General features: G+C 73.9%; 24 protein-coding genes. 4 read left to right on the top strand and 20 right to left on the bottom strand.

The features are described 5' to 3' along the window. Positions 1 to 24: 24 nt before the first annotated feature. The 7 genes from ispG to NP075_RS07660 form a co-directional block, all read right to left on the bottom strand. Positions 25 to 1,161 (bottom strand): flavodoxin-dependent (E)-4-hydroxy-3-methylbut-2-enyl-diphosphate synthase, encoded by a 1,137-nt coding sequence (gene ispG / locus NP075_RS07690; protein WP_255630049.1) that lies wholly within the window; start codon positions 1,159 to 1,161, stop codon positions 25 to 27. Positions 1,162 to 1,296: 135 nt separating this feature from the next. Next, a complete protein-coding gene (locus NP075_RS07685; protein ID WP_227565077.1) occupies positions 1,297 to 2,610 on the bottom strand; it encodes a M50 family metallopeptidase in 1,314 nt (437 codons plus the stop codon). Between the two features lie 129 nt (positions 2,611 to 2,739). Then, entirely contained in the window at positions 2,740 to 3,528 is a 789-nt protein-coding gene (locus NP075_RS07680) for an ABC transporter permease (RefSeq protein ID WP_372456725.1), read from the bottom strand. Beyond that, positions 3,525 to 4,445 carry an ABC transporter permease gene (locus tag NP075_RS07675; protein WP_227565078.1) on the bottom strand — a complete coding sequence of 307 codons (921 nt, stop codon included), beginning with the start codon at positions 4,443 to 4,445 and terminating at the stop codon, positions 3,525 to 3,527. The genes NP075_RS07680 and NP075_RS07675 overlap by 4 nt, the downstream gene beginning before the upstream one ends. Continuing rightward, positions 4,442 to 5,623: an ABC transporter ATP-binding protein gene (locus tag NP075_RS07670; protein ID WP_372456726.1), complete on the bottom strand. Its 1,182-nt coding sequence runs from the start codon at positions 5,621 to 5,623 to the stop codon at positions 4,442 to 4,444. The genes NP075_RS07675 and NP075_RS07670 overlap by 4 nt, the downstream gene beginning before the upstream one ends. 4 nt (positions 5,624 to 5,627) lie before the next feature. After that, positions 5,628 to 6,836, bottom strand: a complete 1,209-nt coding sequence (locus NP075_RS07665; protein ID WP_227565079.1) for a polyamine ABC transporter substrate-binding protein — start codon at positions 6,834 to 6,836, stop codon at positions 5,628 to 5,630. A 242-nt stretch (positions 6,837 to 7,078) separates the two neighbouring features. Then, positions 7,079 to 8,518, bottom strand: a complete 1,440-nt coding sequence (locus tag NP075_RS07660) for a gamma-aminobutyraldehyde dehydrogenase (RefSeq protein ID WP_227565080.1) — start codon at positions 8,516 to 8,518, stop codon at positions 7,079 to 7,081. A gap of 210 nt (positions 8,519 to 8,728) precedes the next feature. Here NP075_RS07660 and NP075_RS07655 point away from each other — a divergent pair, with 210 nt between their 5' ends. The 3 genes from NP075_RS07655 to NP075_RS07645 are packed head-to-tail and all read left to right on the top strand — an operon-like array spanning position 8,729 to position 11,942. Next, positions 8,729 to 9,196 (top strand): Lrp/AsnC family transcriptional regulator, encoded by a 468-nt coding sequence (locus NP075_RS07655; protein WP_227565081.1) that lies wholly within the window; start codon positions 8,729 to 8,731, stop codon positions 9,194 to 9,196. Further along, the gene (locus NP075_RS07650) at positions 9,193 to 10,569 is read left to right on the top strand and encodes an aspartate aminotransferase family protein (protein ID WP_227565082.1); all 1,377 of its coding nucleotides are present in this window, start codon (positions 9,193 to 9,195) and stop codon (positions 10,567 to 10,569) included. Before NP075_RS07655 ends, NP075_RS07650 begins: the two co-directional genes overlap by 4 nt. After that, a complete protein-coding gene (locus NP075_RS07645) occupies positions 10,554 to 11,942 on the top strand; it encodes an NAD(P)/FAD-dependent oxidoreductase (protein WP_227565083.1) in 1,389 nt (462 codons plus the stop codon). Before NP075_RS07650 ends, NP075_RS07645 begins: the two co-directional genes overlap by 16 nt. A 13-nt stretch (positions 11,943 to 11,955) precedes the next feature. On the opposite strand, the gene dxr is transcribed toward NP075_RS07645, so the two are convergent. The 8 genes from dxr to rpsB form a co-directional block, all read right to left on the bottom strand. Continuing rightward, positions 11,956 to 13,110 (bottom strand): 1-deoxy-D-xylulose-5-phosphate reductoisomerase, encoded by a 1,155-nt coding sequence (gene dxr / locus NP075_RS07640; protein WP_227565084.1) that lies wholly within the window; start codon positions 13,108 to 13,110, stop codon positions 11,956 to 11,958. Between the two features lie 31 nt (positions 13,111 to 13,141). After that, the gene (locus tag NP075_RS07635; RefSeq protein ID WP_227565085.1) at positions 13,142 to 13,696 is read right to left on the bottom strand and encodes a DivIVA domain-containing protein; all 555 of its coding nucleotides are present in this window, start codon (positions 13,694 to 13,696) and stop codon (positions 13,142 to 13,144) included. After that, a complete protein-coding gene (gene rlmN / locus NP075_RS07630; RefSeq protein ID WP_227565086.1) occupies positions 13,693 to 14,820 on the bottom strand; it encodes a dual-specificity RNA methyltransferase RlmN in 1,128 nt (375 codons plus the stop codon). The genes NP075_RS07635 and rlmN overlap by 4 nt, the downstream gene beginning before the upstream one ends. Positions 14,821 to 14,850: 30 nt before the next feature. Next, complete coding sequence (locus NP075_RS07625) at positions 14,851 to 15,693, bottom strand: phosphatidate cytidylyltransferase (RefSeq protein ID WP_227565087.1); 843 nt, start codon at positions 15,691 to 15,693, stop codon at positions 14,851 to 14,853. Then, positions 15,693 to 16,250, bottom strand: a complete 558-nt coding sequence (gene frr, locus NP075_RS07620; protein WP_227565088.1) for a ribosome recycling factor — start codon at positions 16,248 to 16,250, stop codon at positions 15,693 to 15,695. The genes NP075_RS07625 and frr overlap by 1 nt, the downstream gene beginning before the upstream one ends. 66 nt (positions 16,251 to 16,316) lie before the next feature. Continuing rightward, complete coding sequence (pyrH, locus tag NP075_RS07615) at positions 16,317 to 17,072, bottom strand: UMP kinase (protein ID WP_227565089.1); 756 nt, start codon at positions 17,070 to 17,072, stop codon at positions 16,317 to 16,319. Between the two features lie 135 nt (positions 17,073 to 17,207). Then, on the bottom strand, positions 17,208 to 18,053 hold the full coding sequence (gene tsf / locus NP075_RS07610; RefSeq protein ID WP_227565090.1) for a translation elongation factor Ts: 846 nt from the start codon (positions 18,051 to 18,053) through the stop codon (positions 17,208 to 17,210). A 119-nt stretch (positions 18,054 to 18,172) separates the two neighbouring features. Then, positions 18,173 to 19,174, bottom strand: a complete 1,002-nt coding sequence (rpsB, locus tag NP075_RS07605) for a 30S ribosomal protein S2 (protein ID WP_227565091.1) — start codon at positions 19,172 to 19,174, stop codon at positions 18,173 to 18,175. Between the two features lie 407 nt (positions 19,175 to 19,581). Between rpsB and NP075_RS07600 the strand changes: the two genes are divergently transcribed. After that, positions 19,582 to 20,157, top strand: coding sequence for a murein hydrolase activator EnvC family protein (locus NP075_RS07600; protein WP_227565092.1), 576 nt, complete (start codon positions 19,582 to 19,584; stop codon positions 20,155 to 20,157). Between the two features lie 9 nt (positions 20,158 to 20,166). Here NP075_RS07600 and NP075_RS07595 read toward each other — a convergent pair whose 3' ends face one another. The 5 genes from NP075_RS07595 to NP075_RS07575 all read right to left on the bottom strand — a co-directional run bounded on the left by NP075_RS07595 (position 20,167) and on the right by NP075_RS07575 (position 25,328). Next, entirely contained in the window at positions 20,167 to 21,108 is a 942-nt protein-coding gene (locus tag NP075_RS07595) for a FliA/WhiG family RNA polymerase sigma factor (RefSeq protein WP_227565093.1), read from the bottom strand. Between the two features lie 82 nt (positions 21,109 to 21,190). Next, positions 21,191 to 22,117, bottom strand: coding sequence for a tyrosine-type recombinase/integrase (locus NP075_RS07590; RefSeq protein ID WP_227565132.1), 927 nt, complete (start codon positions 22,115 to 22,117; stop codon positions 21,191 to 21,193). Positions 22,118 to 22,230: 113 nt separating this feature from the next. Next, the gene (gene dprA / locus NP075_RS07585) at positions 22,231 to 23,457 is read right to left on the bottom strand and encodes a DNA-processing protein DprA (protein ID WP_227565094.1); all 1,227 of its coding nucleotides are present in this window, start codon (positions 23,455 to 23,457) and stop codon (positions 22,231 to 22,233) included. Beyond that, on the bottom strand, positions 23,454 to 24,971 hold the full coding sequence (locus tag NP075_RS07580; RefSeq protein ID WP_227565095.1) for a YifB family Mg chelatase-like AAA ATPase: 1,518 nt from the start codon (positions 24,969 to 24,971) through the stop codon (positions 23,454 to 23,456). Before NP075_RS07580 ends, dprA begins: the two co-directional genes overlap by 4 nt. Beyond that, positions 24,972 to 25,328, bottom strand: a complete 357-nt coding sequence (locus tag NP075_RS07575; protein ID WP_227565096.1) for a YraN family protein — start codon at positions 25,326 to 25,328, stop codon at positions 24,972 to 24,974. Positions 25,329 to 25,356: the final 28 nt, after the last annotated feature.

Below are 25,356 nucleotides of genomic sequence, written 5' to 3'. Positions count from 1 at the left end.
TGTCGAGCGGACGCACGCCGCGTCTCAGCCCACGGTGACGACGGGCGAGCCCTCACCGGACTCGACGGGGTCCATCGTCTCGGCCAGACGCATGGCCTCCTCGATGAGGGTCTCCACGATCAGCGCCTCCGGCACGGTCTTGATGACCTCGCCGCGGACGAAGATCTGGCCCTTCCCGTTGCCCGACGCGACGCCCAGGTCCGCCTCGCGCGCCTCGCCGGGGCCGTTGACGACGCACCCCATCACGGCGACGCGCAGCGGCACCTCCATGCCCTCGAGCCCGGCCGTGACCTTCTCGGCCAGCGTGTAGACGTCGACCTGGGCGCGCCCGCACGACGGGCACGACACGATCTCGAGCTTGCGGGGCCGCAGGTTGAGCGACTGCAGGATCTGCAGGCCGACCTTGACCTCCTCGACCGGGGGCGCGGACAGCGACACGCGGATGGTGTCGCCGATGCCCTTGCTCAGCAGCGCACCGAACGCCGTCGCCGACTTGATCGTGCCCTGGAACGCCGGGCCGGCCTCGGTCACCCCGAGGTGCAGGGGCCAGTCGCCCCGCTCGGCGAGCATCTCGTAGGCGCGCACCATGACGACCGGGTCGTTGTGCTTGACGCTGATCTTGAAGTCGCGGAACCCGTGCTCCTCGAACAGGGACGCCTCCCAGACCGCCGACTCGACCAGCGCCTCGGGCGTGGCCTTGCCGTACTTGGCCAGCAGCCGCGGGTCGAGCGAGCCCGCGTTGACGCCGATCCGGATCGACACGCCCGCGGCGGTGGCGCGCTGCGCGATCTCCTTGACCTGGTCGTCGAACTTGCGGATGTTGCCCGGGTTGACGCGGACCGCCGCACAGCCCGCGTCGATCGCGGCGAACACGTACTTCGGCTGGAAGTGGATGTCCGCGATCACGGGGATCTGCGACTTGCGGGCGATGGCGGGCAGCGCCTCCGCGTCGTCCTGGCTCGGCACGGCGACGCGCACGATGTCGCAGCCCGCCGCGGTCAGCTCGGCGATCTGCTGCAGCGTCCGGTTGATGTCGGTCGTCGGCGTCGTCGTCATCGACTGCACCGAGACGGGGGCGTCCCCTCCGACCTCCACCTTGCCCACGCGGATCTTGCGGGACACGCGCCGGGGCGCCAGGACGAGGGCGGGCGCCTGCGGCATTCCGAGGTTGATCGAGGTGCTCACGCCCCCATCATCCCACCCCGCGGCCCCCGTCACGGCGGCTCAGCCCCCGCCACCCGCACGCTCACCGAGCCGCCACGGCGCGTCCACGCGCCGCGACCGCTTACCGCCCGGTCAGCCGAGGCGGACCGGGTTGACGATGTCCAGGTACACCAGCAGCAGCCCGACGCCGCCCAGGACGACGAAGACCGTGTACGCCAGGGGCACGAGGAGCGCCGAGTCCGACGGCCGGGTCCGGACCCTGCCGCGCAGCCGTGCGACCTGCCGGCGGCCGCCCTCCCAGAGCGCGGCCACCACGTGCCCGCCGTCGAGCGGCGGCAGCGGCAGCAGGTTGAACACGAACAGCGCCAGGTTCAGCATCGCGAGCGTCGAGAGCAGGCCGGCGGCGCGCACCGCGACCGGCGTGGAGTCCATGGCGGCGATCTCGCCGGCGAAGCGGCCGACGCCGACCGGCCCGACGATGGACGTCGCGTCGCGGTCGCCCCCCGAGACCGTGGTGGAGACGAGGTCGGCGACCCGCTGCGGGAGCGTGACGACCACCTGCACGGTCTGCCAGGTGGAGGAGGCCGCGACGGACAGCGCCTTGCCGACCGACTGGCGCTGGACCTCGGTCGACGGCCCGACGCCGAGGAACCCGACCTCACGCGTGACCACCTCGCCCGAGCCGTCGGTGACCACGGTCCCGTCGTCGTCGACCACGGGCCGCTCGGCGACCACCGGTGTCACCGTCAGGGACACCTCCTGGCCGTCGCGCTCGACGACGAGGGGGACGGTGCGGTCACCGCTGTCCCGGATCATCCCGCTGACCTGCGGCCAGGACGTGACCTCCACGCCGTCGTACGACACGATCCGGTCGCCCGGCCGCAGGCCCGCGGCCGCGGCGGGCGCGAGCGGGTCGTCGTCGGCGCAGGCGGTGCCGGCGGGCGCGTCCGCGGCGACGATGCACTCCGAGACGCTCGCCACGGTGGTGCCCGCCACCGGGACGCCGATGCCGACGTACGCGACGAGGAGCAGCACGACCGCGATGACGAGGTTCATCACGGGGCCGCCGAGCATGACGACGAGCTTCTTGGGGGTCGACAGCCGGTAGAACGCCCGGTGGTCCTCACCGGGGCGGATCTCGCTCGCGCTCGCCGCGCGGGCGTCGGCGGCGACGCGCTGCCACCAGCCACGCGGCTCGCGTGCGCCGACGGCCTCGTCGGTGGGGTACATGCCGATGAGGCGCACGTAGCCGCCGAGCGGCAGCGCCTTGACGCCGTACTCCGTCTCGCCCTTGGTCCGCGACCACAGCGTCGGGCCGAAGCCGACCATGTACTGGCTCACACGCACGCCGAAGCGCTTGGCGGGGACCATGTGACCGACCTCGTGCAGCGCGATCGACCCGAGCAGCACGACCACGAAGACGAGGACCCCCACGAACGTCTCCACGACACCACCCTCCCCTGCGGGCCGGACGGCCCGTGCCTGCGCCCACAGGTTACGTGCCCGCAGGGCATCGTCGCCGGACGACCTGGCAGGACCCTGGGAACACCGCCCGGACGGCGCAGCCGCGCGACGTCAGCCCCGGCGTCGTGCCCGGTGCACCAGCTGCACGACGACCACGACGAGCAGCGCGACGGCGAACATCGCCGAGCTGATGACGTTGGCCTGCGGCGGGATGCCGCGCGTCGCGGACACGTAGACGAACTCGGGGAACGTCGTGAAGGGCCCCGACGTGAAGCTCGTGACGATGAAGTCGTCGAAGCTCAGGCTGAAGGCGAGCAGCGCGGCCGCGCCGATCCCGGGCAGCAGCAGGGGGAACGTCACCCGCCAGAACGCCTGCCAGCCCGAGGCGTACAGGTCGGCCGCGGCGTGCTCGAGAGCAGGGTCGAGCGTCGCGACGCGCGCCTTGACGGCCACGACCACGAAGCTCAGGCAGAACATGACGTGCGCGAGCACGACCGTCCCGAAGCCGAGCGGGAGCCGCAGCGACAGGAACTGGGAGACGAGCGCCGCGCCGAGCACCACCTCGGGCGTCGCCATCGGGAGGAACACCAGGAGGTTCACGGCCCCGCGGCCGCGGAACCGTCCTCGCACGAGCGCCACGGCCAGCAGCGTGCCCAGGACCGTCGCGACGAGCGTGGACACGAGCCCGACCTGCAGCGACCCGACCAGCGCGGAGCACACGCGGGGCGCCCCGCACGGGTTGCGCCAGGCGTCGAGCGTGAACCCCCGCCACGCCAGGTTCGACTTGGCCGCGTCGTTGAACGAGAACAGCACGGTGTAGGCGATCGGGACGAGCAGGAACACGAAACCGAGCGCGGCGAAGGTCGGCACGACGGCCCGTCCGAGGCGCAGCCCGTTCACACGAGCTCCTCGGTGCCCGCGCGCCGGACGTACGACGTGACGAGCGCGAGGATGGAGACCATGAGCACCACCGACAGCACGGCGGCCGTCGGGTAGTCCAGGACGCGGAAGAACCGGGCGTCGATGACCTGGCCGATCATCACCGTGCTCCTGTTGTTGCCCAGCAGCGCGGCGTTGACGTAGTCACCGACCGCCGGGATGAACGTCAGCAGCGTGCCGGCCACGACACCCGGCGCGGACAGCGGCAGGGTGACGGTGCGGAACGTGGTCAGCGGCGTGGCGTACAGGTCCGAGCCCGCCTCCAGGAGCCGCGGGTCGAGCCGCTCGAGAGCCGCGAACAGCGGCAGCACCATGAACGGCAGGAACGAGTACGTCAGGCCGATGACGACCGCCACGGGCGTCGCCGAGACCCGCCCGTCCGGTGCCAGCAGGTGCAGCCACCGCAGCGCCGCCACCACCGCGCCCTCGTCGGCGAGGATCTGCTTCCACGCGACGGTGCGCAGGACGAAGCTCGTGAAGAACGGCGCCACGACCAGCACCACGAGCAGGCCCTGCACCCCCGGGCGGCCACGGGCCCGCACGGCGATGACGTAGGCCATCGGGTAGCCGACGAGCAGCGTCGCCACCGTGGCGACGGCGGCGAACCCGAACGACCGCAGCAGCTGCGGCCAGAACTGCGCCAGCGCCTCGGTGTAGTTCTGCCACCTCAGCGCCGGGGCGAACTCGCCGAGCTCGCCACCCGGGACCGGTGCGTACAGCGACGTCGCGAGCAGCATGCCCACGGGGAGCACGAAGAGCAGGACGAGGTACAGCAGCCCGGGCGCGAGGAGCCGGCGCAGACCGGGCCGGCGCGGACCGCCCGGGCCGGGTGGTGCGGCGGCGCCGGGCGGCCGGCTCAGGGCCGCGACCACGCTCACGGCACGTCGTCCAGGTCGACCGTGCCGGCCGCGACCTCCTCGTGACCGTCGAGCGCGAACGTGTGCGCGTGCGCCCACGCGAGACGCACCCTGCTGCCGGGGGCGTGCACGGGGCCGCCGCCGGCGTTCTGCGCGAAGACGCCGAACGTCCCCACGCCGTCGACCTCGACCTGGTATTGCGTGCTGACGCCCGTGAAGGAGGTGTCGACGACCGTGCCGGGACCCAGCACGTTGTCGGCGACGTCGGGGGCGGCGGCGTCGTCGAGCAGCCGGATCTTCTCGGGTCGTACGCCCACGAGCACCCGGGGGCCGGCCGCCACGCTGCGCGCGACCGGCACGGCGACGCGGGTGCCCGCGACGTCCACGCCGAGCGTCGCACCGCCGGCCAGGGTCTCGACCACGGTGCCCGCGACCAGGTTGGACTGCCCGAGGAAGTTCGCGACGAACGCCGTGCGCGGGTGCTCGTACAGGTCCGGCGGCGCCCCGAGCTGCTCGATGCGCCCGTGGTTCATGACCGCCACCGTGTCGGCCATCGTCATGGCCTCCTCCTGGTCGTGCGTGACGTGCACGAACGTGATCCCCACCTCCGCCTGGATGCGCTTGAGCTCCAGCTGCATCTGCCGACGCAGCTTGAGGTCGAGCGCTCCCAGCGGCTCGTCGAGGAGCAGCAGCGCGGGACGGTTGACGACCGCGCGCGCCAGCGCGACGCGCTGCTGCTGGCCGCCCGACAGCTCGCCGGGGCGGCGCCGCGAGAGGTGCGCGAGCTCGACGAGGTCGAGCGCCTCCAGCGCCCGGGCCCGCGCGTCGCGCACCCGCCGGCGGCGCAGGCCGAACGCGACGTTCTCGAGCACGTCGAGGTGCGGGAACAGCGCGTACGACTGGAAGACCGTGTTGACCGCCCGCCGGTGCGCGGGGACCTCCGTGACGTCGCGACCCGCGAGGCGGATGGTCCCGGCCGACGGCCGCTCGAGACCGGCGACCATGCGCAGCGTCGTCGTCTTCCCGCAGCCCGAGGGGCCGAGGAGCGCGAAGAAGGACCCCGTGGGCACGGTCAGGCTGAGCTCGTCGACGGCGACGAAGCCGCCGAAGCGCTTCGTCACCGCCGCCACCTCCAGCGCGGCCTCGCCCGGCCCTGCCGCGACGACGTCCGCGGCCACCTGCGTCCCGAGGGCGGTCACGCTCTCACACGCCGATGACCTGGAGGAACTGACCGTTGTACCGCTCCTCCTCCGCCGGCGTCAGCGTCCGGAACACGTGCGCCCGGGACAGGATCTCCTCGGTCGGGAAGATCATCGGGTCCTCGGCGAGCTCGGGGTCGGTCCGCGCCAGCACCTCCTGGGCCCCCTGCACCGGGGTGATGTAGTTGACCCACGCGGCGACCTCGGCGGCGACCTCGGGGTCGTAGTAGTAGTCGAAGAGCTCCTCCGCCTGCGCCCGGCGCGGCGAGGCCTTCGGCACCATGACGTTGTCGCTCCACAGCGTGCCGCCGGCGTCGGGGATGGCGAACGCGAACTTGCCCCCGACCTCGTAGTTCAGCGACGTGATGTCCCCCGACCACGCCATGCAGGCGACCGCGTCGCCCGACTTGAGGTCCTCCGTGTAGGAGTTGCCGCGGACCTGGCGGATCTGGCCGTCGTCGAGGTTGCGCTGCACCACGTCGAGGGCGTCGAACCAGTCGTCCGTGGTCCAGTCGCCCGCCGGGTCCATCCCGTTCTCGAGCATGATGAGGCCGATCGTGTCGCGCATCTCGGACAGGACGACGATGCGGCCCTTGTGCTGCGGGTCCCACAGGTCCGAGACCGAGCGCAGACCGTCCGGGATCGCCTCGATGTTCCACGCGATGCCCGCGAAGCCGGACTGCCACGTCAGGGAGTACCTGCGCCCGTCGTCGAAGTCGACGGACTCGAGGTTCGGCAGGATGTTCGCGGCGTTGGGCATGCGCGTGCGGTCGAGCTCGGCGACGTGCTCCTGGCGGATCCACCGCGCCGTCATCCAGTCGGTGAGGGTGACGACGTCGTAGCCGATGTCCTGCCCGCTCTCGAGCTGGCGCGAGATCTTGCCGTAGAACGAGTCGTTGTCCTCGATGTCCTCGAAGTACTCGACGTCGATCCCCGACGTCTCCTCGAACGCCTCGAGGGTGGGGAAGCCGGTGCCCTCCACATTCTGGTCGAGGTACTGCGTCCAGTTCGCCCACCGCAGCGCGCCTGAGCCACCACCGCCGTCCGGCCCCGCCTGCGTGGGGCCGCCGGTCCCGCACGCCGCCAGCAGCGCCCCGGTCCCCGCGGCGCCGGCCGCCCCCGCCAGGAACCGCCGCCGGGAGACCCCCCGAGCCTGCCGCACCAGCTCACGCACCCGGGGGTCCCCCGGGAGCGGACGTCGGTCGCTGCTCATCTCGCTCCTCTCGTGCGGGCCGCGACGACGCGCGACCCGGCTGGATCGTGGCGCACCCGCAGGTGCTCGCACAAGGAATCCGTGGTGCCACGGGCCAGGCGCAACGAAAAGTTTCCATTCCCGGAACATTCGCGACGAAGAACATGCCTGAGACACGACGCGGCGACATGTTACTGGCGTGCTCCCGAAAGGTGACAGGGCCGCCCACGTGTCGGACCCCTCCCGGTTCGTCCCGGTGCGCCCTAGGCCCCGAAGGCCGACATCACGTGCTTGACCCGGGTGTACTCGTCCAGCCCGTAGAGGGAGAGGTCCTTGCCGTGACCCGAGTGCTTGAACCCCCCGTGCGGCATCTCGGCGACGAACGGGAGGTGCGTGTTGACCCACACGACACCGGCGTCGAGCGCACGTGAGACCCGCAGCGCGCGCGCGTGGTCCCGTGTCCACACCGACGACGCCAGGCCGTACCTCACGTCGTTGGCCAGACGCACGGCCTCGTCCTCGTCGTCGAACGCCTGCACGGTGATCACCGGGCCGAAGATCTCCTCCTGCACCGCCTCGTCCTGCTGCCGCAGCCCCGTGACGACCGTGGCCTCGAGGAAGTACCCGGGGCCGTCGGGCCGCCCGCCGCCCACGGCGACCTGCGCGTGGTCGGGCAGACGGTCGAGGAAGCCGGTCACCCGCGCGAGCTGCGCCGCGCTGTTCAACGGCCCGAACGCCACGCCGGGATCGTCGGGGGCGCCCGTGCGCCTCGCCCGCGCGGCCGGCACGAGGGCCGCGACGAGGTCGTCGTGCACCCGCGCGTGGACCAGCACCCGCGTGGCGGCCGTGCAGTCCTGACCGGCGTTGTAGTAGCCCGCCTCCGCGATCCCCTCGGCCGCCGCCTCGAGGTCGGCGTCGTCGAACACCAGCACGGGGGCCTTGCCGCCGAGCTCCAGGTGCACCCGCTTGAGGCCGTCGGCCGCGGCGCGCGCGACCTCGGAGCCCGCGCGCACGGACCCCGTGATCGCCACCAGGTCGGGGCGCGGGTGGGCGACGAGCGCCCGGCCCGTGCTCCGGTCGCCGCACACGACGTTGAGCACGCCGGGCGGCAGCACCTGCGTGGCCAGCTGCGCGAGCCTCACCGTCGTGACCGGCGTGGTGTCCGAGGGCTTGAGGACGACGGTGTTGCCGGCCGCGAGCGCGGGGGCGATCTTCCACACGGCCATCATCAGCGGGTAGTTCCACGGCGTGACCTGGCCGACGACGCCGACCGGCTCACGGCGCAGCCACGAGGTGTGGCCCTCGAGGTACTCCCCCGCCGACAACCCCGTCAGGACCCGCGCGGCACCGGCGAAGAACCGCAGCTGGTCGACGCACGGCGGCACCTCATCGGTCACCGTCAGGTGCAGCGGCTTGCCGGTGTTGCGCGACTCCGCCGTCACCAGCTCGTCGGCGTGCGCGTCGACGAGGTCGGCGAGGGCGAGCAGCGCCGTCTGCCGCTCGGCCGGTGTCGTGCGTCCCCACGCCGCGGCCGCCCGGTCCGCGGCGGCGAACGCGAGGTCGACGTCCGCGGGGCCGCTGAGCGGCGCCCGTGCGTACTCCTGCCCGGTGCTCGGGTCGACGACGGCTGTCGTCCGGCCGTCCTGCGCCGGGACGTCCTTGCCGTCGACGACGTTGGTCAGCTCGCTCGCGGTGACGGTCACGGTCCTCCTCCTGGCGCCGGGCGACCGGCGGACGGCGGTGTCGGGCGGTGCGATCCCGCGAGGCTAGTGCGACCGGAGCGCGACCGGAAGCGTCGGTCACCGGTGGATCCGTCGTCGCCCGCCCTCCTCGCCACGGATCCGTGCGTGAACCAGCGGCCGGCCCACGGATCCACTTGCCGCGGCGCGGCGCGGGGTACCACGATCGGGGCCATGACGTCAGAACGCAGCGCCGTCGCGCTCGACGCGGCCGCCAAGGGGATCATCGAACAGCTCCAGGAGGACGGACGCCGGCCGTACGCGACGATCGGGAAGGCCGTCGGCCTGTCCGAGGCGGCCGTGCGGCAGCGTGTGCAGCGGCTGCAGGAGTCCGGCGTCATCCAGATCGTCGCCGTCACGGACCCGATGCAGGTGGGCTTCCGGCGCCAGGCGATGATCGGGATCCGCGCCGACGGCGACCTGAACGTCCTGGCGGACCACGTCGCGACCATCCCGGAGGTCGACTACGTGGTCGTGACCGCCGGCTCGTTCGACGTCCTCGTCGAGGTCGTGTGCGAGGACGACGAGCACCTGCTGACCGTCCTCAACGAGACGATCCGGACCCTGCCCGGGGTCCGCAGCACCGAGACGTTCGTCTACCTGCGCCTGCACAAGCAGCTCTACAACTGGGGGACGCGATGACCACCACAGCACGCGGCACCGACCGGCAGACGGCCGCCCGCGCCCACCTGTGGGGCCACTTCACGCGGCAGAGCGCCTGGGACCACGGGGTCCCGACGATCGTGCGCGGCGAGGGTCACCACATCTGGGACGCCGACGGCCACCGCCTCATCGACGGCCTGTCGGGGCTGTTCGTCGTGCAGCTCGGCCACGGGCGCGAGGAGCTGGCCGCAGCGGCGGCGGCCCAGGCGCGCGAGCTCGCGTTCTTCCCGCTGTGGTCCTACGCGCACCCGCAGGCGATCGACCTGGCCGAGCGCCTCGCCGCCCACGCACCGGGCGACGTCAACCGGGTCTTCTTCACGACGGGTGGCGGCGAGGCCGTCGAGACGGCCTGGAAGCTGGCGAAGCAGTACTGGAGGCTGCGCGGACGCCCCGGCAAGCACAAGGTGGTCTCGCGGGCCATCGCCTACCACGGCACCACGCAGGGCGCGCTGTCCATCACGGGCCTGCCCGAGCTGAAGGCGCCGTTCGAGCCGCTCGTGCCCGGTGCCCACAAGGTGCCCAACACCAACGCGTACCGTGCCCCGGAGCACCTGCGCGACGACCCGAAGGCCTTCGGCCGCTGGGCCGCCGACCGCATCGGCGAGGCCATCGAGTTCGAGGGGCCCGAGACGGTCGCCGCGGTCTTCCTCGAGCCCGTGCAGAACGCGGGCGGCTGCTTCCCACCCCCGCCCGGGTACTTCGAGCGGGTGCGGGAGATCTGCGACGAGCACGACGTGCTCCTCGTCTCCGACGAGGTCATCTGCGCGTTCGGGCGCATCGGCTCGATCTTCGCGTGCGAGGACCTGGGTTACGTCCCCGACATGATCACGTGCGCCAAGGGCATGACGTCGGGCTACTCGCCCATCGGCGCCTGCCTGGTGTCCGACCGGGTGTACGAGCCCTTCGCGACGGGCTCCACGAGCTTCGCGCACGGCTACACGTTCGGCGGCCACCCCGTGTCGGCGGCCGTCGCCATGGCCAACCTCGACCTCTTCGAGGCCGAGGGCGTGGTCGACCACGTCCACGAGAACGCCCCGGTGCTGCGCAGCACGCTCGAGCGCCTGCTCGACCTGCCCATCGTCGGCGACGTGCGCGGCGAGGGCTTCTTCTACGGCATCGAGCTCGTCAAGGACAGGGCGACCCGGGAGACGTTCGACGACGACGAGTCCGAGCGGCTGCTGCGCGGCTTCCTGACCCCCGCGCTGTACGAGGCCGGGCTGTACTGCCGCGCCGACGACCGCGGGGACCCGGTCGTCCAGCTCGCGCCGCCCCTGACGTGCGGCCCGGCGCAGTTCGACGAGATCGAGCAGATCCTGCGCGGGGTGCTGACCGAGGCGTGGGCGCGCCTGTGACGCTCGCCGACGTCTCCCTGTGGTGGGACCAGGTGGTCGGCGAGGACCCTGCCGCCGCCCAGCCGCGCGCTCCGCTCGACGGCGACACGACGGCCGACGTCGTGGTGGTCGGGGCGGGGTACACCGGGCTCTGGACGGCGTACTACCTCCTGGAGGCGGACCCGTCGCTCGACGTCCTCGTGCTCGACGCACGGACCGCCGGGTTCGGGGCCAGCGGGCGCAACGGCGGGTGGTGCTCGGCGCTCTTCCCCGTCGCACCCGACGCGCTCGCACGTCGGCACGGCCCCGACGCCGCACTCGCGATGCGCGCGGCGATGCGTGACACCGTCGTGGAGGTCGGGGGCGTCACCGCCGCCGAGCAGATCGACTGCGACTTCCGGTTCGGCGGGACGGTCACCCTCGCACGCACCCCGCCCCAGGTGCTGCGCGTCGCGGCCGAGGTCGAGGAGGCCGCACGCTGGGGGGACGAGGCGCACCTCCTGGACCCCGAGGGCGTCGCGGCGCACGTGCGCGCGGACGGCGTGCTCGCGGGTGCCTGGACGCCCGACTGCGCGCGCGTCCAGCCGGCCCGCCTCGTGCAGGGCCTCGCACGCGTGCTCGAGCAGCGCGGCGCCCGCATCGCCGAGGGCACCCGCGCGCTGCGCGTCTCGCCACGTGCCGTGGTGACCGACCACGGCACCGTCCGGGCCCGCTGGGTGCTGCGGGCGACCGAGGCGTGGTCGGCGTCCCTGCCGGGCGGGCGGCGCACGGTCGCGCCCGTGTACTCGCTGATGATCGCGACCGAGCCGCTGCCCCCCGACGTGTGGTCGCAGATCGGGCTCGCGGACGGGCAGACGTTCACCGACGCCCGGCACCTCGTCGTCTACGGGCAGCGGACGGCGGACGACCGCATCGCCTTCGGCGGACGGGGCGCGCCCTACCACCTGGGCTCGCGTCTCGACGCGTCGTACGACCACGTCGCGCGCGTGCACGAGCACCTCCACCGGACCCTGGTCGACCTCTTCCCGCAGGTCGACGGCTACGACGTCACCCACGCGTGGGGCGGGCCGCTGGGTGTGCCGCGCGACTGGCACCCGTCGGTGGTGCTCGACCCCGACACCGGGATCGGTGCGGCAGGCGGCTACGTCGGTGACGGTGTCGGCGCGGCGAACCTGGCGGGGCGCACGCTCGCCGACCTGGTCACCGGCGCGGACACGCCGCTCACCCGGCTGCCGTGGGTGGGCCACCGGTCACCCCCGTGGGAGCCGGAGCCCTTGCGATGGGCGGGGATCACCGCCGCGCGCTGGGCCACGACCTGGTCGGACCGCGTCGAGGCACGCACCGGGCGACCCAGCCGGGTCGCCGACGCCGTGGCACCGCTGCTGGGTCGCTGAGCCGGACGGCGCGTCAGCCGGCCGCGAGCACCTCGCGCGCCCGCGCGCGCGCCCACCGCTCGGCGTCGAGCACCGCGTCGAGCGTGAGCGCCTGCGCCGTCGTGCCGTCGTGCTCCTCGAGCACCCGGGCCACGGTCGCGACGATCCGGCCGAAGCCGATCCGGCCGGCGAGGAACGCGGCGACGCCCTCCTCGTTCGCGGCGTTGTAGACCGCCGGGTGCGTCGCGGACGCGGCGGCCGCCGACCGCGCCAGGCCGACCGCGGGGAACACGTCCTCGGCGAGCGGCTCGAAGGTCCACGACGTCGCGGCGGACCAGTCGCACGGCCGCGCAGCCCTCGGCACGCGGTCCGGCCACGCCAGCCCGAGCGCGATCGGCAACCGCATGTCCGGCGGCGAGGCCTGCGCGATCGTCGACCCGTCGACGAACTCGACCATCGAGTGCACCACCGACTGCGGGTGCACGACCACTGCGATCCGCTCCACGGGGACGTCGAACAGCAGGTGGGCCTCGATGAGCTCGAGCCCCTTGTTCATCAGGCTCGCCGAGTTCACCGTGACGACCGGCCCCATCGACCAGGTCGGGTGCGCGAGCGCCTGCTGCGGGGTGGCCGACGCGACCCGCTCGGCGCTCCACCCGCGGAAGGGCCCGCCCGACGCCGTGAGCACGAGCCGGTGGACCTCCCCCGGGGCGCCCGAGCGCAGCGCCTGGGCGATGGCGGAGTGCTCGGAGTCGACGGGCACGATCTGGTCGGGCCGCACGGCCGCGGCGTGCACGAGCGCCCCGCCGACGACGAGCGACTCCTTGTTCGCCAGGGCCAGCGTCGACCCGGCCCGCAGCGCCGCGAGCGTCGGCAGGAGGCCCACCGACCCGGTGATGCCGTTGAGCACGACGTCGGCGCCGGTGGCCGCGAGCTCCGCGGCGGCATCGGGTCCGGCCAGGACCCGCGTGCCCGGCAGCGCGTCCCGCAGCGTCGGGCCGGCGGCCGGGTCGGCGACCGCGACGACCGGGACCGCGTGCGCACGCGCCTGGGCGACCAGGAGCTCGAGGTTCGCCCCGCCCGCCGACAGGCCCGCGACCGTGAAGCGGCCGGGGGCGGCCGCGACGATGTCCAGCGCCTGCGTCCCGATCGAACCCGTCGAGCCGAGCACCACCACCGAGCGGCTCACGGCGCCCACGTCCGCCGACGCTGCACGGCGCTCACTCGACCCCGAGCAGGACCTCGACCGCACGCGCGACGAACGCGTCGACCGGCCCCTCCGCGTACCCGTTGCGCCCGTTGCGACGACGGAACGTCATGGCGCGGACCTCGCCCGCCGTCAGCGGCGCACCGGTGTCGAAGTAGGCGACGAGGCGGTGGCACAGCTCGTCGACGTCGGCGGGCTCGTAGCCGGGCTTGCGCCCCTCGGGCGGTGCGAACCGGTCACCGTCGGGCCGGCCGAGCCGGCCGTACAGCGTGCGCGCCTGCGCCCCGAGGTGCGCCATCCACGCCTCCTGGCCACGCTCGGCGACGAACTGGCTGCGGTGGCGCGCGACGAACGCCGCCTCCAGCCGGTCGAGCGCGGCGTCCACGGCCGCGGTGACGTACCCGCCGCGCACCATGTCGAACGCCGCCTGCCGGACGTCGGCACCCGACAAGGACGTCGCCGGCCCCTGCTCGTAGACCGAGCGGGCGTGCGAGAAGAACTCGTCGACCTCGTCCGGGTCGTAGCCGCGCCTGAGACCGGACACGGTCCGGAACATGCCGTCGCTCACTCGTCCTCCTCCGCCGCGAGCTGGCCGCACGCGCCGTCGATGTCGCTGCCACGGGTGTCCCGGATGGTCGTGGGGATGCCGTGCGCACGCAAGCGTGCCACGAACTCGCGCTCGACCTGCGGATCGCTCGCCGTCCAGCGCGAGCCGGGCGTCGGGTTCAGCGGGATCGGGTTGCAGTGCACCCACCCGGACCCGCGCGCGACGAGCTTCTCCCCCAGCAGGTCCGCACGCCACGCGTGGTCGTTGACGTCGCGGATCAGCGCGTACTCGATGGACACGCGGCGCCCGGTGACGTCGAAGTACCGGCGCGCGGAGTCCAGCGCCTCGTCGACGCTCCAGCGGGTGTTGACCGGGACGAGCTCGCTGCGCAGCTCGTCGTCGGGCGCGTGCAGCGAGAGCGCCAGCGTCACCGGGATGCCCTCGCCCGCGAGCTTGTCCATCGCCGGCACCAGGCCGACGGTGGACACCGTGACGTTGCGGGCGGACATGCCCAGGCCGTCGGGCGCGGGGGCCACGAGCCTGCGCACCGTCGCCATGACGGCCTTGTAGTTCGCCAGCGGCTCGCCCATGCCCATGAAGACCACGTTGCTCAGCCGGGTGGCGCCCCCGGGGACCTCACCGGCGGCGAGCGCACGGGCCGCCTGCCTCACCTGCTCGACGATCTCGGCCGTCGACAGGTTGCGCAGCAGACCCATCTTGCCGGTGGCGCAGAACGAGCACGCCAGCCCGCAGCCCGCCTGGGACGAGACGCACAGCGTCGTGCGGTTGGCGTACCGCATGAGCACCGACTCGACCTTCGCGCCGTCGAACAGGTGGTACAGGGTCTTGACGGTCGTGCCGTGGTCGGCCGTGAGCGTCCGGCTCGTCGTCAGCAGCTCGGGGAAGAGGTCCGCGACGAGGACGTCGCGCGACGCCTTCGGCAGGTCGGTCATCGCCTCGGCGTCGGCCGTCAGGTGGGTGAAGTAGTGCGTCGCGAGCTGCTTGGCACGGAACGCCTTCTCGCCGAGCGCGGTCACGGCGGCGACGCGCTCGTCGGGCGTCAGGTCGACGAAGTGGCGCGGCGGCTTGCCGCGCGCTCCGCGGTTCGGGGCGGTGAGCTGCAGGCGCACAGGGGTGGTGCTCACGGTCGGCGCCTCCTTCCGGGGTGGTGGCGTTCAGCCGGCGGCGGGCTGCAGGACGGTGAGCAGCACCCACACGGTCGGCGCGGTCAGCAGGAGCGAGTCCAGGCGGTCGAGCACGCCGCCGTGGCCGGGCAGCAGCCGACCCATGTCCTTGAGCTCGAGGTCGCGCTTGATCATGGACTCGGCGAGGTCACCGAGCGTCGCGCTCACGACCACGCCGACACCGAGCAGCGCGCCCACGAGCGGCTGGCCGTGGAACACCGTCTGGATCCCGACGACGCCGACGACGCTCGTCAGCACGAGCGAGCCGAGCAGGCCCTCCCAGGACTTCTTGGGGCTCACCGACGGCGCGAGCGGGTGCCGCCCCAGCAGGCTGCCGACCACGTAGCCGCCGGTGTCGCACGCGACGGCCAGCAGCACGAACAGCGCGACACGCGCCGGTCCGTCGGGCTCCGCCAGCATCAGCATGACGAACCCGCCGAGGAACGGCAGGTAGGCCGCGGCGAACGTGGCGGCCGACGCGTCGCGCAGGGCCGCCTCGCCGCTGCCGTCGAGGACGCGCCAGACGACCGCGCCACCCACGGTCAGCAGGAACGCGACGAACAGCGCCTCCGTGCCGGCGACGTACGCGGAGACGAGGATCCCGGCCGAGCCCACGACCAGCGGCACGAGGGGCAGGTGGATCGACCGGCGCGTGAACGCCTGCGCGAGCTCCCACATCGCCGCGCTGACGGCGATGACCGCGAAGGCCGCGAACGCCTCCTTGCGGATGAACAGGGACGCGCCGACCGCCCCGAGCAGGAGGACGCCGACGGCCACGGCGGCCGGGAGATCCCGGCCGCCCGTGGTCTTGCGAGGGGCTGCGAGCTGCGTCATCAGACCTCGAGCAGCTCGCTCTCCTTGGAGGCGAGGAGGTGGTCCACCAGCTCGACGTGCTTCTTCGTGAGCGACTCGAGCTCCTTCTCGGCCCGTGCGACCTCGTCCTCGCCCGCCTCGCCGTCCTTCGCGATGCGGTCGAGCTCCTCCTTCGCCCGGCGGCGCACGGAACGCACCGAGATGCGCGCGTCCTCCGCCTTGGACTTGGCGAGCTTGACGAAGTCCTTGCGCCGCTCGGCCGTCAGGGCGGGCAGCACGACGCGCACGACGTTGCCGTCGTTGGTCGGGTTGACGCCGAGGTCCGAGTCGCGCAGGGACTTCTCGATCGCCGCCATCGACGACTTGTCGAACGGCGACACCAGGATCGTCCGCGCCTCGACGACGTTGAAGGACGCGAGCTGCTGCAGCGGCGTCGGGGAGCCGTAGTAGTCCACGAACACCTTGGCGAACATCGCCGCGTTCGCGCGGCCGGTGCGGATCGCCGCGAAGTCGTCCTTGGCGACCTCCACGGCCTTGTCCATCTTCTCCTCGGCCTCGAGGAGTGTGTCGTCGATCACCGGTGCTCCTTCGTCTGATGTGGTGCGGACCTGGGGCGTGCGGGGGGATCGGCCGCAGCCGGCTCCTCAGCTCGCGGTGACGAGCGTCCCGATCTTCTCACCCTCGAGCGCGCGCGTGACGTTCCCGATCTCCTCGAGGCCGAACACGCGCATCGGCACGTCGTTGTCGCGGCACAGGCTCAGGGCCGAGGTGTCCATGACACCGAGCTCACCCACGATCGCCTCGGTGTAGGTCAGGTGGTCGAGCTTGCGCGCGTCGGGGTCGGTCCGCGGGTCGGCCGTGTAGACGCCGTCGACGCCGTTCTTCGCCATGAGGACCTCCTGGCAGTGGGTCTCCAGGGCGCGCTGCACCGCGACGGTGTCGGTGGAGAAGTACGGCATGCCGGCGCCGGCGCCGAAGATGACGACACGGCCCTTCTCCAGGTGCCGGATGGCGCGCAGCGGGATGTACGGCTCGGCGACCTGACCCATGGTGATCGCCGTCTGCACGCGGGTGCTCACGCCGGCCTGCTCGAGGAAGTCCTGCAGCGCCAGGCAGTTCATCACCGTGCCGAGCATGCCCATGTAGTCGGCTCGGGCGCGGTCCATGCCGCTGACCTGCAGCTCGACGCCGCGGAAGAAGTTCCCTCCGCCGACGACGATCGCGACCTGCACGCCCTCGCGGACGGCGACGGCGATCTCCTCGGCGATGCGGCGCACCACGGGCACGGCGAGCCCGACGGAGCCACCGCCGAAGCTCTCGCCCGAGAGCTTGAGCAGGACGCGCCGCGCGCTGCCCGGTCCGTTGCGGTCCTGCTCCTGCGACGACGGCTGCTCGCTCACGTGTCCTCCACCTCGGTCGTGCGCCGGCCGGCGCGTGGCCGCTGGCTGCGTGCGGGTCGCCCGGCGGACCGCGGACGCCCGGTGCGGCGGTGGCCCCGACCCTCCCGGGCCGGGGCCACCGTCGTCATGTCGTGCTCAGGCTCCGACGCGGTAGCGCACGAAGCCCGTGACCGTGCCGCCGGCCTCGGCGAGCACCTGGGCGACCGACTTCTTGTTGTCCTTCGCGAACGCCTGGTCCACGAGCACGGACTCCTTGAAGAAGCCGTTGAGGCGCCCCTCGACGATCTTCGGCAGCGCACCCTCCGGCTTGCCCTCGTTGCGGGCGGTCTCCTCGGCGATGCGGCGCTCGTTCTCCACGACGTCCGCGGGGACCTCGTCACGCGTCAGGTACGCGGGCGAGAACGCCGCGATGTGCGTGGCGATGTCGCGGGCGACGGCGGCACCCGCCGCGTCGGTCGCGACGAGCACGCCGACCTGCGGGGGCAGGTCCTTGTTGACCTTGTGGAGGTAGACCTCGACGTGCTCGCCCGCGAGGCGCGCGACCCGGCGGACGACGACCTTCTCGCCCAGCGTGGCGGCGGTCTCGTCGACGACGGTCTGGACGGGGGTGCCGTCCGACTCGGCGGCGAGCAGCGCGTCGGCGTCGGCCGCACCCGTCGCGACGGCGGCCGCGAGCACGCGGTCGGCGAGCGAGATGAACGTCTGGTTCTTCGCGACGAAGTCCGTCTCGGAGTTGATCTCGACGAGCACGCCGACCTGACCCTCTCCGTCGGCCGTCGGACCCACGTGCGCGGCGACCAGGCCGTCGGAGGCGGCGCGACCCTCGCGCTTGCCGACGCCCTTGAGGCCCTTGACGCGAATGATCTCGAGGGCCTTGTCGGCGTCGCCGTCGGCCTCCTCGAGCGCCTTCTTCACGTCGAGCATCCCCGCACCGGTCCGCTCGCGCAGCGCCTTGATGTCTGCGAGCGAGTAGTTCGCCATCGTTACGTCCGTCCTCGAGTTCTCGTCATGCCGACGTCCTCGGCATGCCGGGTGCGGCGCGGTTGAGTCCCGCGCCGCACCCGTGGGGTCGTGCCGGCAGCCCTTGCGGGCGCCCGGCGTCAGGCCTGGTCGGTGCCCTCGGCGGGCGCCTCGGTCGCCTCGGCGGCGGCCTCCTCGCGCGCCTCGGCGGCGGCTGCCGCCTCGACGGCAGGAGCGGCGTCCTGACCGGGGACGACGGCCGACTCCTCCGGGCCCGCGGTGCCCTCGGGCGCCACCGGGTCACCGGCTGCGGCGGCAGCGGCCTCGACAGCGGCCGGCGCGAGCGCCGGGTCCTGCAGACCGGCCTCGGCACCGGCGAGGAGCTCCCGCTCCCACTCGGCGAGCGGCTCGGCGTCGACGTCGGCACCCTGCGTGGCGGCGGCACCACCAGAGTGACGCTTCAGCGTGCCGTCGGCGACCGCGTCCGCGATCACGCGGGTGAGCAGCTGGACGGCGCGGATCGCGTCGTCGTTGCCCGGGATCGGGTAGTCCACGACGTCGGGGTCGCAGTTGGTGTCGAGGATCGCGACGACCGGGATGCCCAGCTTGCGCGCCTCGTCGACCGCGAGGTGCTCCTTGTTCGTGTCGACGATCCAGACGGCCGAGGGGACCTTGGCCATGTCACGGATGCCACCGAGCGTCTTGGTGAGCTTGTCCTTCTCGCGACGCAGGACGAGCAGCTCCTTCTTCGTCAGGGACGAGCCCGCGACGTCGTCGAAGTCGATCTGCTCGAGCTCCTTGAGGCGCTGCAGACGCTTGTGCACCGTGGTGAAGTTGGTGAGCATGCCGCCCAGCCAGCGCTGGTTGACGTAGGGCATGCCGACGCGTGCGGCCTGCTCCGCGACCGGCTCCTGCGCCTGCTTCTTCGTGCCGACGAACAGGATCGAGCCACCGTGGGCGACCGTCTGCGAGACGAACTCGTAGGCACGGTCGATGTACGACAGCGACTGCTGCAGGTCGACGATGTAGATGCCGTTGCGCTCGGTGAAGATGAAGCGCTTCATCTTGGGGTTCCAGCGGCGGGTCTGGTGCCCGAAGTGGACACCGCTCTCGAGCAGCTGGCGCATGGTCACGACGGCCATGGCACGTCCTTCCGACGCGCACCGCGAGGTGCGCGCACTCGTTGCGGACCCCCCGGGCCCGCTCACTCGGTTGTCGGCGCGGCCGGCGGCCACGCCCCTGGTGCCACCCACCGTCCGCGCCGGGCACGGGGCCCGGACCGTTGCGGACGACGTCCTGCCGCCTGCGCCGGTGCCGCACCGTCCCGCCATCCGTGGATGATCGGGCACGAGCGAGGCGCCGGACGTGGACGACCGGGGTCGTGGCACGCGAATTCGACCAGCACATGCCGGTCGTGGGACCAGGATAACGCACCCGCCGTACGTCCCGGACCGTGCGAGCCGACCACAGGCCCTCTCGCCGCAGGCGCCGTCCACGGCCCGCGGGGTCCGGCCCCGTCGGCCCCCGCGCAGGGCACCAGCCTGGACACGTGGACACCTCTTCGCCCGCCGCACCACGGGCCCGCTCACGCACCGCGGGGCACGCGCTCCGTCGCGGCGCCGTCCTGGCCCTCGCCGTCGCCCTCGGGGCGCCGTCGGCGGCGGCCGCGCCCCACGGGGGCCTCGCACCCTCGGCCCGCGACGTCACGGTGACCTACCGGCTCCCCCTGGACCCACCCGCGCACCTGCTGCGCCCTTTCGACCCGCCACCGCGCCCCTGGCTCGCCGGCCACCGCGGGGTGGACGTCGCCGCCACGGCCGGGGCGACCGTCGTCTCCCCCGCGGCGGGCGTCGTGACGTTCGCCGGCGACGTCGCGGGCCGCGGCGTCGTCACCGTCCTGCACGCCGACGGGCGCCGCAGCAGCCTGGAGCCCCTGACGGCGACGGTGCACGAGGGCGCCCAGGTCATCGCGGGCGCCACGCTCGGCACGCTCGCGGGCGACGCGCACGGCGGCACACCGGGCGGGCCCGCGCTGCACTGGGGCGTCCGCGTGGGCGACCGCTACGTCGACCCGTGGCTCCTGCTGCCCGGCACGGGTCCGATCGTGCTGCTCCCTGCCGGGTGACGGGGGCCGTCAGGCGCGCTCGGCGTCCAGCAGGCGCGCACGCAGGCGCGCCATGGAGGCCGTGTGGATCTGCGAGATGCGCGACTCGGTCACACCCAGGACGCGACCGATCTCGGCCAGCGTCATGCCCTCGTAGTAGTAGAGGACGACGACGAGGCGCTCCCGCTCGCCGAGGCACTCGATCGCCCTGGCGAGGAGGTACTTGGTCTCCTGCGCCTCGACCGAGCCTGCCGGGTCCTCCGCGCGACGGTCCCCGAGGGTGTCGGCGAGCGTCGCGGCACCGGGCCGGTCGTCGCTGCCGGCGAGCATCTCGTCGAGCGCCGCGATGTTGACGGCCGCGAGCTGCGAGCAGACCGCGCGCAGCTCGCTGACGGGCAGCTCCAGGCGCTCGGCGACCTCCGCCTCCGTGGGCGCCCGGTGGAGGGATGCCTCGAGCTCCCCGTACGCGCGGTCGACGGCGCGTGCCTTGGTGCGGACCGAGCGCGGGACCCAGTCCATCGCGCGCAGCTCGTCGATGATGGCGCCGCGGATCCGCGAGGAGGCGTACGACTCGAACTTCACGGCGCGGTCGGTGCGGTACTTCTCGATCGCGTCGAGCAGCCCGAACATGCCGTACGACACGAGGTCCGCGTGCTCGACGGTCGACGGCAGGCGCATCCCGAGACGCCCCGCGACGGCGGTGACGAGGGGCACGTAGTGCAGGATCAGCCGCTCGCGCGCCTGGCTGCAGTGCGTGGCGGCGAACTCCTCCCACGCGTCGTCGACGGGCGACACCGCACGCGCGACCTCCAGCGGGTCGGCCGGTGCGACCTCGTCGCCGGCGGTACCGGGGGTGACGGCGGGAGCGGTCCGCTGCTGCGGGATGACGCCGACGGGCGCCGTCCCGGGGCGGTGACCACGCAGCGCGACCTGCGCGGCGTGGTCGGCGAGGGCGTCGTGCAGGACCGTCATCGTCGGATCCGTCTCTGTGCGGGTCGTGCTGGTCATCGGGCGAAAGGAGGGGGTCACCCTCCGGGTCGTCGTCATGGGTGCCTCATGCCCGCGGGTGTGCGAGCTGGAAGGCCGAACGGAGCCGGTCGGCGGACACGTGCGTGTACCGCTGGGTGGTCGACAGGCTGGCGTGGCCGAGGATCTCCTGCACCGTGCGCAGGTCCGACCCGCCCTCGAGCAGGTGCGTCGCGGCCGTGTGACGCAACGCGTGCGGCGCGACGTCGTCGACGCCGACGAGCGCGGCCAGCTGGTGCACGACGGTGCGCACCTGACGCTGGTCCACGCGGCCACCCCGGCGGCCGAGGAAGAGGGCCGCCGGCGACCCGTCACGTGCGAGCTGCGGCCGCCCGGTCGTGAGCCAGGCCTGCACCGCCCGCGCAGCCGGTCGTCCGAACGGGACCACGCGCTCCTTGTCGCCCTTGCCGATGACGCGCAGCGTCAGCTCGGCGAGGTCGAGGTCGTCGACGTCCGCGCCGCAGAGCTCGCCGACGCGGACGCCCGTGGCGTAGAGCAGCTCGACGCACGCCCAGTCCCGCACGTGCACCGCCTCGCCGTCGGCCGCGCGGTCACGCGCCGCGTCGAGCAGGCGCGTCACCGGCTCGAGCGCGAGGACCGTCGGCAGCGTCCCCGCGGCGCGGGCCGTCCCCAGACGCAGCGTGGGGTCGGTCGCCACGCGGCTGGTATGGGTCGCCCACGCGAAGAACGTGCGGGCCGCGGCGGCCCGCCGGGCGAGGGTCGCACGGCTGCGGTCCGCGTTCGCCATCGCGGCGAGCCAGCCGCGGAGAACCGCGATGTCGATGTCCGACAGGTGCGTGGCACCGTGGCGCGCGGCGTGGTCCAGAAGGTGGTCGAGATCGCCGAGATATGCGCGGACCGTGTGCTCCGAGACGCCTCGCTGGGCACGCAGGTGCAGGGCGAAGTCGCTGCGCAGACGCGCGCGCTGCGGCGCTCCCGCGCTGATCTCCGCCATGTACATACCCCTAAGGTGACGGGCGCCACGCAGTTCGACAAGGCTCCCTGCGCGACCACGACCAATGGCCCGCACGTATTGGCCGACAATGTCCGATCCGGTGGCGTCGATTCCTACGAACGCCGCTTTTTTTCACCCGACCGGGCCTCTGTGCCCACCCCTGCGACCCAACCGGAACCGCGTCGGTGCGCCAGGCCCTCGAGCTCGAGCAGGCCGAGCATCGCACGTGCCTCCGCGGCCGACGTCCCGGCACGCGCGGCGACCTGCTGCGTGTCGCGGGCGACACGTCGCGAGAGCCCGTCGTGGACCTGGCGCGCCGCCGGCTCGAGGCCGTCGAGGGCACGCACCTCGGCGTCGGCGTGGCCGGGAGCCGCGTCGCGGCCGACGTCGCCCGCGAGCTCCATCACCTCCGACGCGTCCGTCACGCACACGGCCACGCCGTCGCGCAGCAGCCGGTGGCACCCGGCGGACGCCGCCGACGTCACGGGCCCGGGGACGGCGCCCACCGGCCGCAGCAGCCCTGCGGCGTGGTGGGCCGTGCTGGCGGCACCCGACCGCCACGCGGCCTCCACCACGACGGTCGCGCGCGACATCGCGGCGATGAGGCGGTTGCGCTGCAGGAACCGGCCGCGGGTCGGTGTCGACCCGGGCGGCACCTCGCTGACGAGGGTGCCGCCCGCCCGCACGACCTCCTCGAGCAGGCGCGCGTTCCCCGCCGGGTACGGCCGGTCGACGCCCCCGGCGAGCACGACGACCGTCGGCCCGCCGACCAGGACCGCCCCCCGGTGGGCCGCCGCGTCGATGCCGTAGGCGCCTCCGGAGACGACGACCCACCCGGACCGCGCGAGGTCGGTCGCGAGGTCCACCGCCACCCGCTCGCCGTACGTCGTGCAGGCCCGGGCGCCCACCAGCGCGACGGACCGCCGCACGCGGGGGTCCTCACCGCGCACCCAGAGCGCGAACGGGGCGACCGCCCCGAGATCGTCGAGGACCGCCGGCCAGGCGTCGTCGCCGGGGACGACCAGGCGTGCGCCGCACCGCGCGGCGACGGCCAGGTCACGTGCGGGATCGACCGACGGCCACCGGGCCGCCCACCGACGCACGGCGACCTCGACCCGTCGACGCAGCGCGTCGTCGAGGTGGCCCGTGCTCCCCGCCAGGACGGACCAGTCGGGCCGCCCTGCGGCCACCGCGTGCGCGACCCACCCGAGCGACGCCACCGCGCCGCACGCCTGGACGAGCGCTCCCGCCACCGCGTCACCGGGCTCGACGAGCGCGCTCCAGAACGCGCGCGCGGCCCGCCCGTCGTCCTGCGCGACGGCCACGTCCGTGCCGCTCATGCGCCGTGCCCCCGGGTCCGCAGCACCAGGGCGTGCGCCACGTCGGCGCGGTGCGGGGCCGCCCGCCCCTCGAGGTCGGCCACCGTCCACGCGACGCGCAGCACCCGGTCCGCACCGCGCAGGCTCAGGGTCCCCCGGTCGACGGCGCGGTCGAGGTCGGCCACCAGGCTCCGGTCCGGCCCCAGCCGCGCCTGCAGCTCGCGTCCAGGCACCTCCGCGTTGGTGCGCCACGTCGTGGTGCGCCAGCGCTCCAGCTGCGCTGCGCGGGCCGCCGCGACCCGGACGGCCACCGTCACCGTGTCCTCTCCCCTGACGTCGACCGCCCGGGCCGCCGGCACCTCGAGCTGCAGGTCGATGCGGTCGAGCAGCGGCCCGGACAGCTTGCCGAAGTACCGGCGCCGCTGCTCGGGACGGCAGGTGCACGCCAGCCCCTTGCCGACCGCGTTGCCGCAGGGACAGGGGTTCGCGGCGAGCACGAGCTGGAACCGCGCCGGGTAGCGCGCGGTCCCCCCGGCCCGGTGCAGCGCGAGCTCGCCGTGCTCGAGGGGCTGCCGCAGCGTCTGCAGGACGGCGGAGGTGAACTCGGGCGCCTCGTCGAGGAAGAGCACACCCCGGTGCGCGCGGGACGCCGCGCCGGGACGTGGCAGCCCGGAGCCGCCGCCGACGATGCTGGCCGGCGTCGCGGTGTGGTGCGGGTCCTCGAACGGCGGCCGACGCACCAGCCCGCGCCCCGGGTCGAACGTGCCGGCGACGGAGTGGACCGCCGTGACCTCGACGGCGTCGGCCTCGTCGAGGTCCGGCAGCAGACCCGGCAGCCGGGACGCGAGCATGGTCTTGCCGGCACCCGGGGGGCCGACCATCAGCAGGTGGTGCCCCCCGGCGGCCGCGACCTCCAGGCCGTAGCGGGCCTCCTCCTGGCCGAGCACGTCCGCCAGGTCCGGGACGATGCGGTGCGCCACGGCGGAGGCGACGTCGCGGACGGGCTCCACGTCCGGCACCTCGACGTCGGCGCCGTGGTGCGCCGCGACCTGCGCGAGGCTGTCCGCGGCCAGGACCTGCGCACCCGGGACGAGCCGTGCCTCGGCGGCGTTGCCGCGCGGCACGACCACGCGGGAGTGCCCGGCGGCGACCGACGCCGCGACGGAGGGCAGCACCCCGCGCACCGGCCGCAACCTGCCGTCGAGCCCGAGCTCGCCCAGGTGCACCCACGCGGCCACCGACGCGGCCTCGACCAGCCCCGCGCCTGCCAACGTGGCGACCGCGACGGCGAGGTCGAACGACGAGCCGGTCTTCGGCAGCGTGGCGGGTGACAGGTTCACCGTGATCCGCCGTGTCGGCCACGTCAGGCCGGACGAGGTGACCGCGGCGCGCACGCGGTCCCGTGCCTCGGCGAGCGAGGCGTCCGGCAGCCCGACGAGCGTGAACGCGGGCAGGGACGGCGCCAGGTGCGACTCCACGTCGACCAGGTGCCCCGCCAGCCCGACGAGGGCCACGGCGCGCGTGCGGCCCAGCACTCAGACCACCCCCACGAGGTGCTCGACCTGCGCCGCTCCCTGCCGCGGCAGGACGATCGCGATGACGTCGACGCGCACCGAGCGTGCGCGGACCTCGTGCTCGCGCAGCCACCGGGCGGTCAGGCGCCGCAGGCGTGCCAGCTTGCGGTGCGTGACCGCCTCGGCGGGGTGCCCGTAGGCCGTCGACCGCCGAGTCTTGACCTCGACGGCGACGAGTTCGTCGCCGTCGAGCGCGACGAGGTCGAGCTCGCCCTCGTCGCACCGCCAGTTCCGGGCCAGCACCGTCCACCCCGCGCGCACGACGAACGCCGCCGCCACGTCCTCCCCGTACCGTCCGACCGCGTCCTTCGCCCGCACGTCGACCACCTCCGGCACCGACCCTGGA

Source organism: Cellulomonas wangsupingiae (genome assembly GCF_024508275.1).
Classification (GTDB): domain Bacteria; phylum Actinomycetota; class Actinomycetes; order Actinomycetales; family Cellulomonadaceae; genus Cellulomonas; species Cellulomonas wangsupingiae.
The sequence above is the reverse complement of the archived record's forward strand: the minus strand, read 5'-3'. Positions and strand labels throughout refer to the sequence as shown.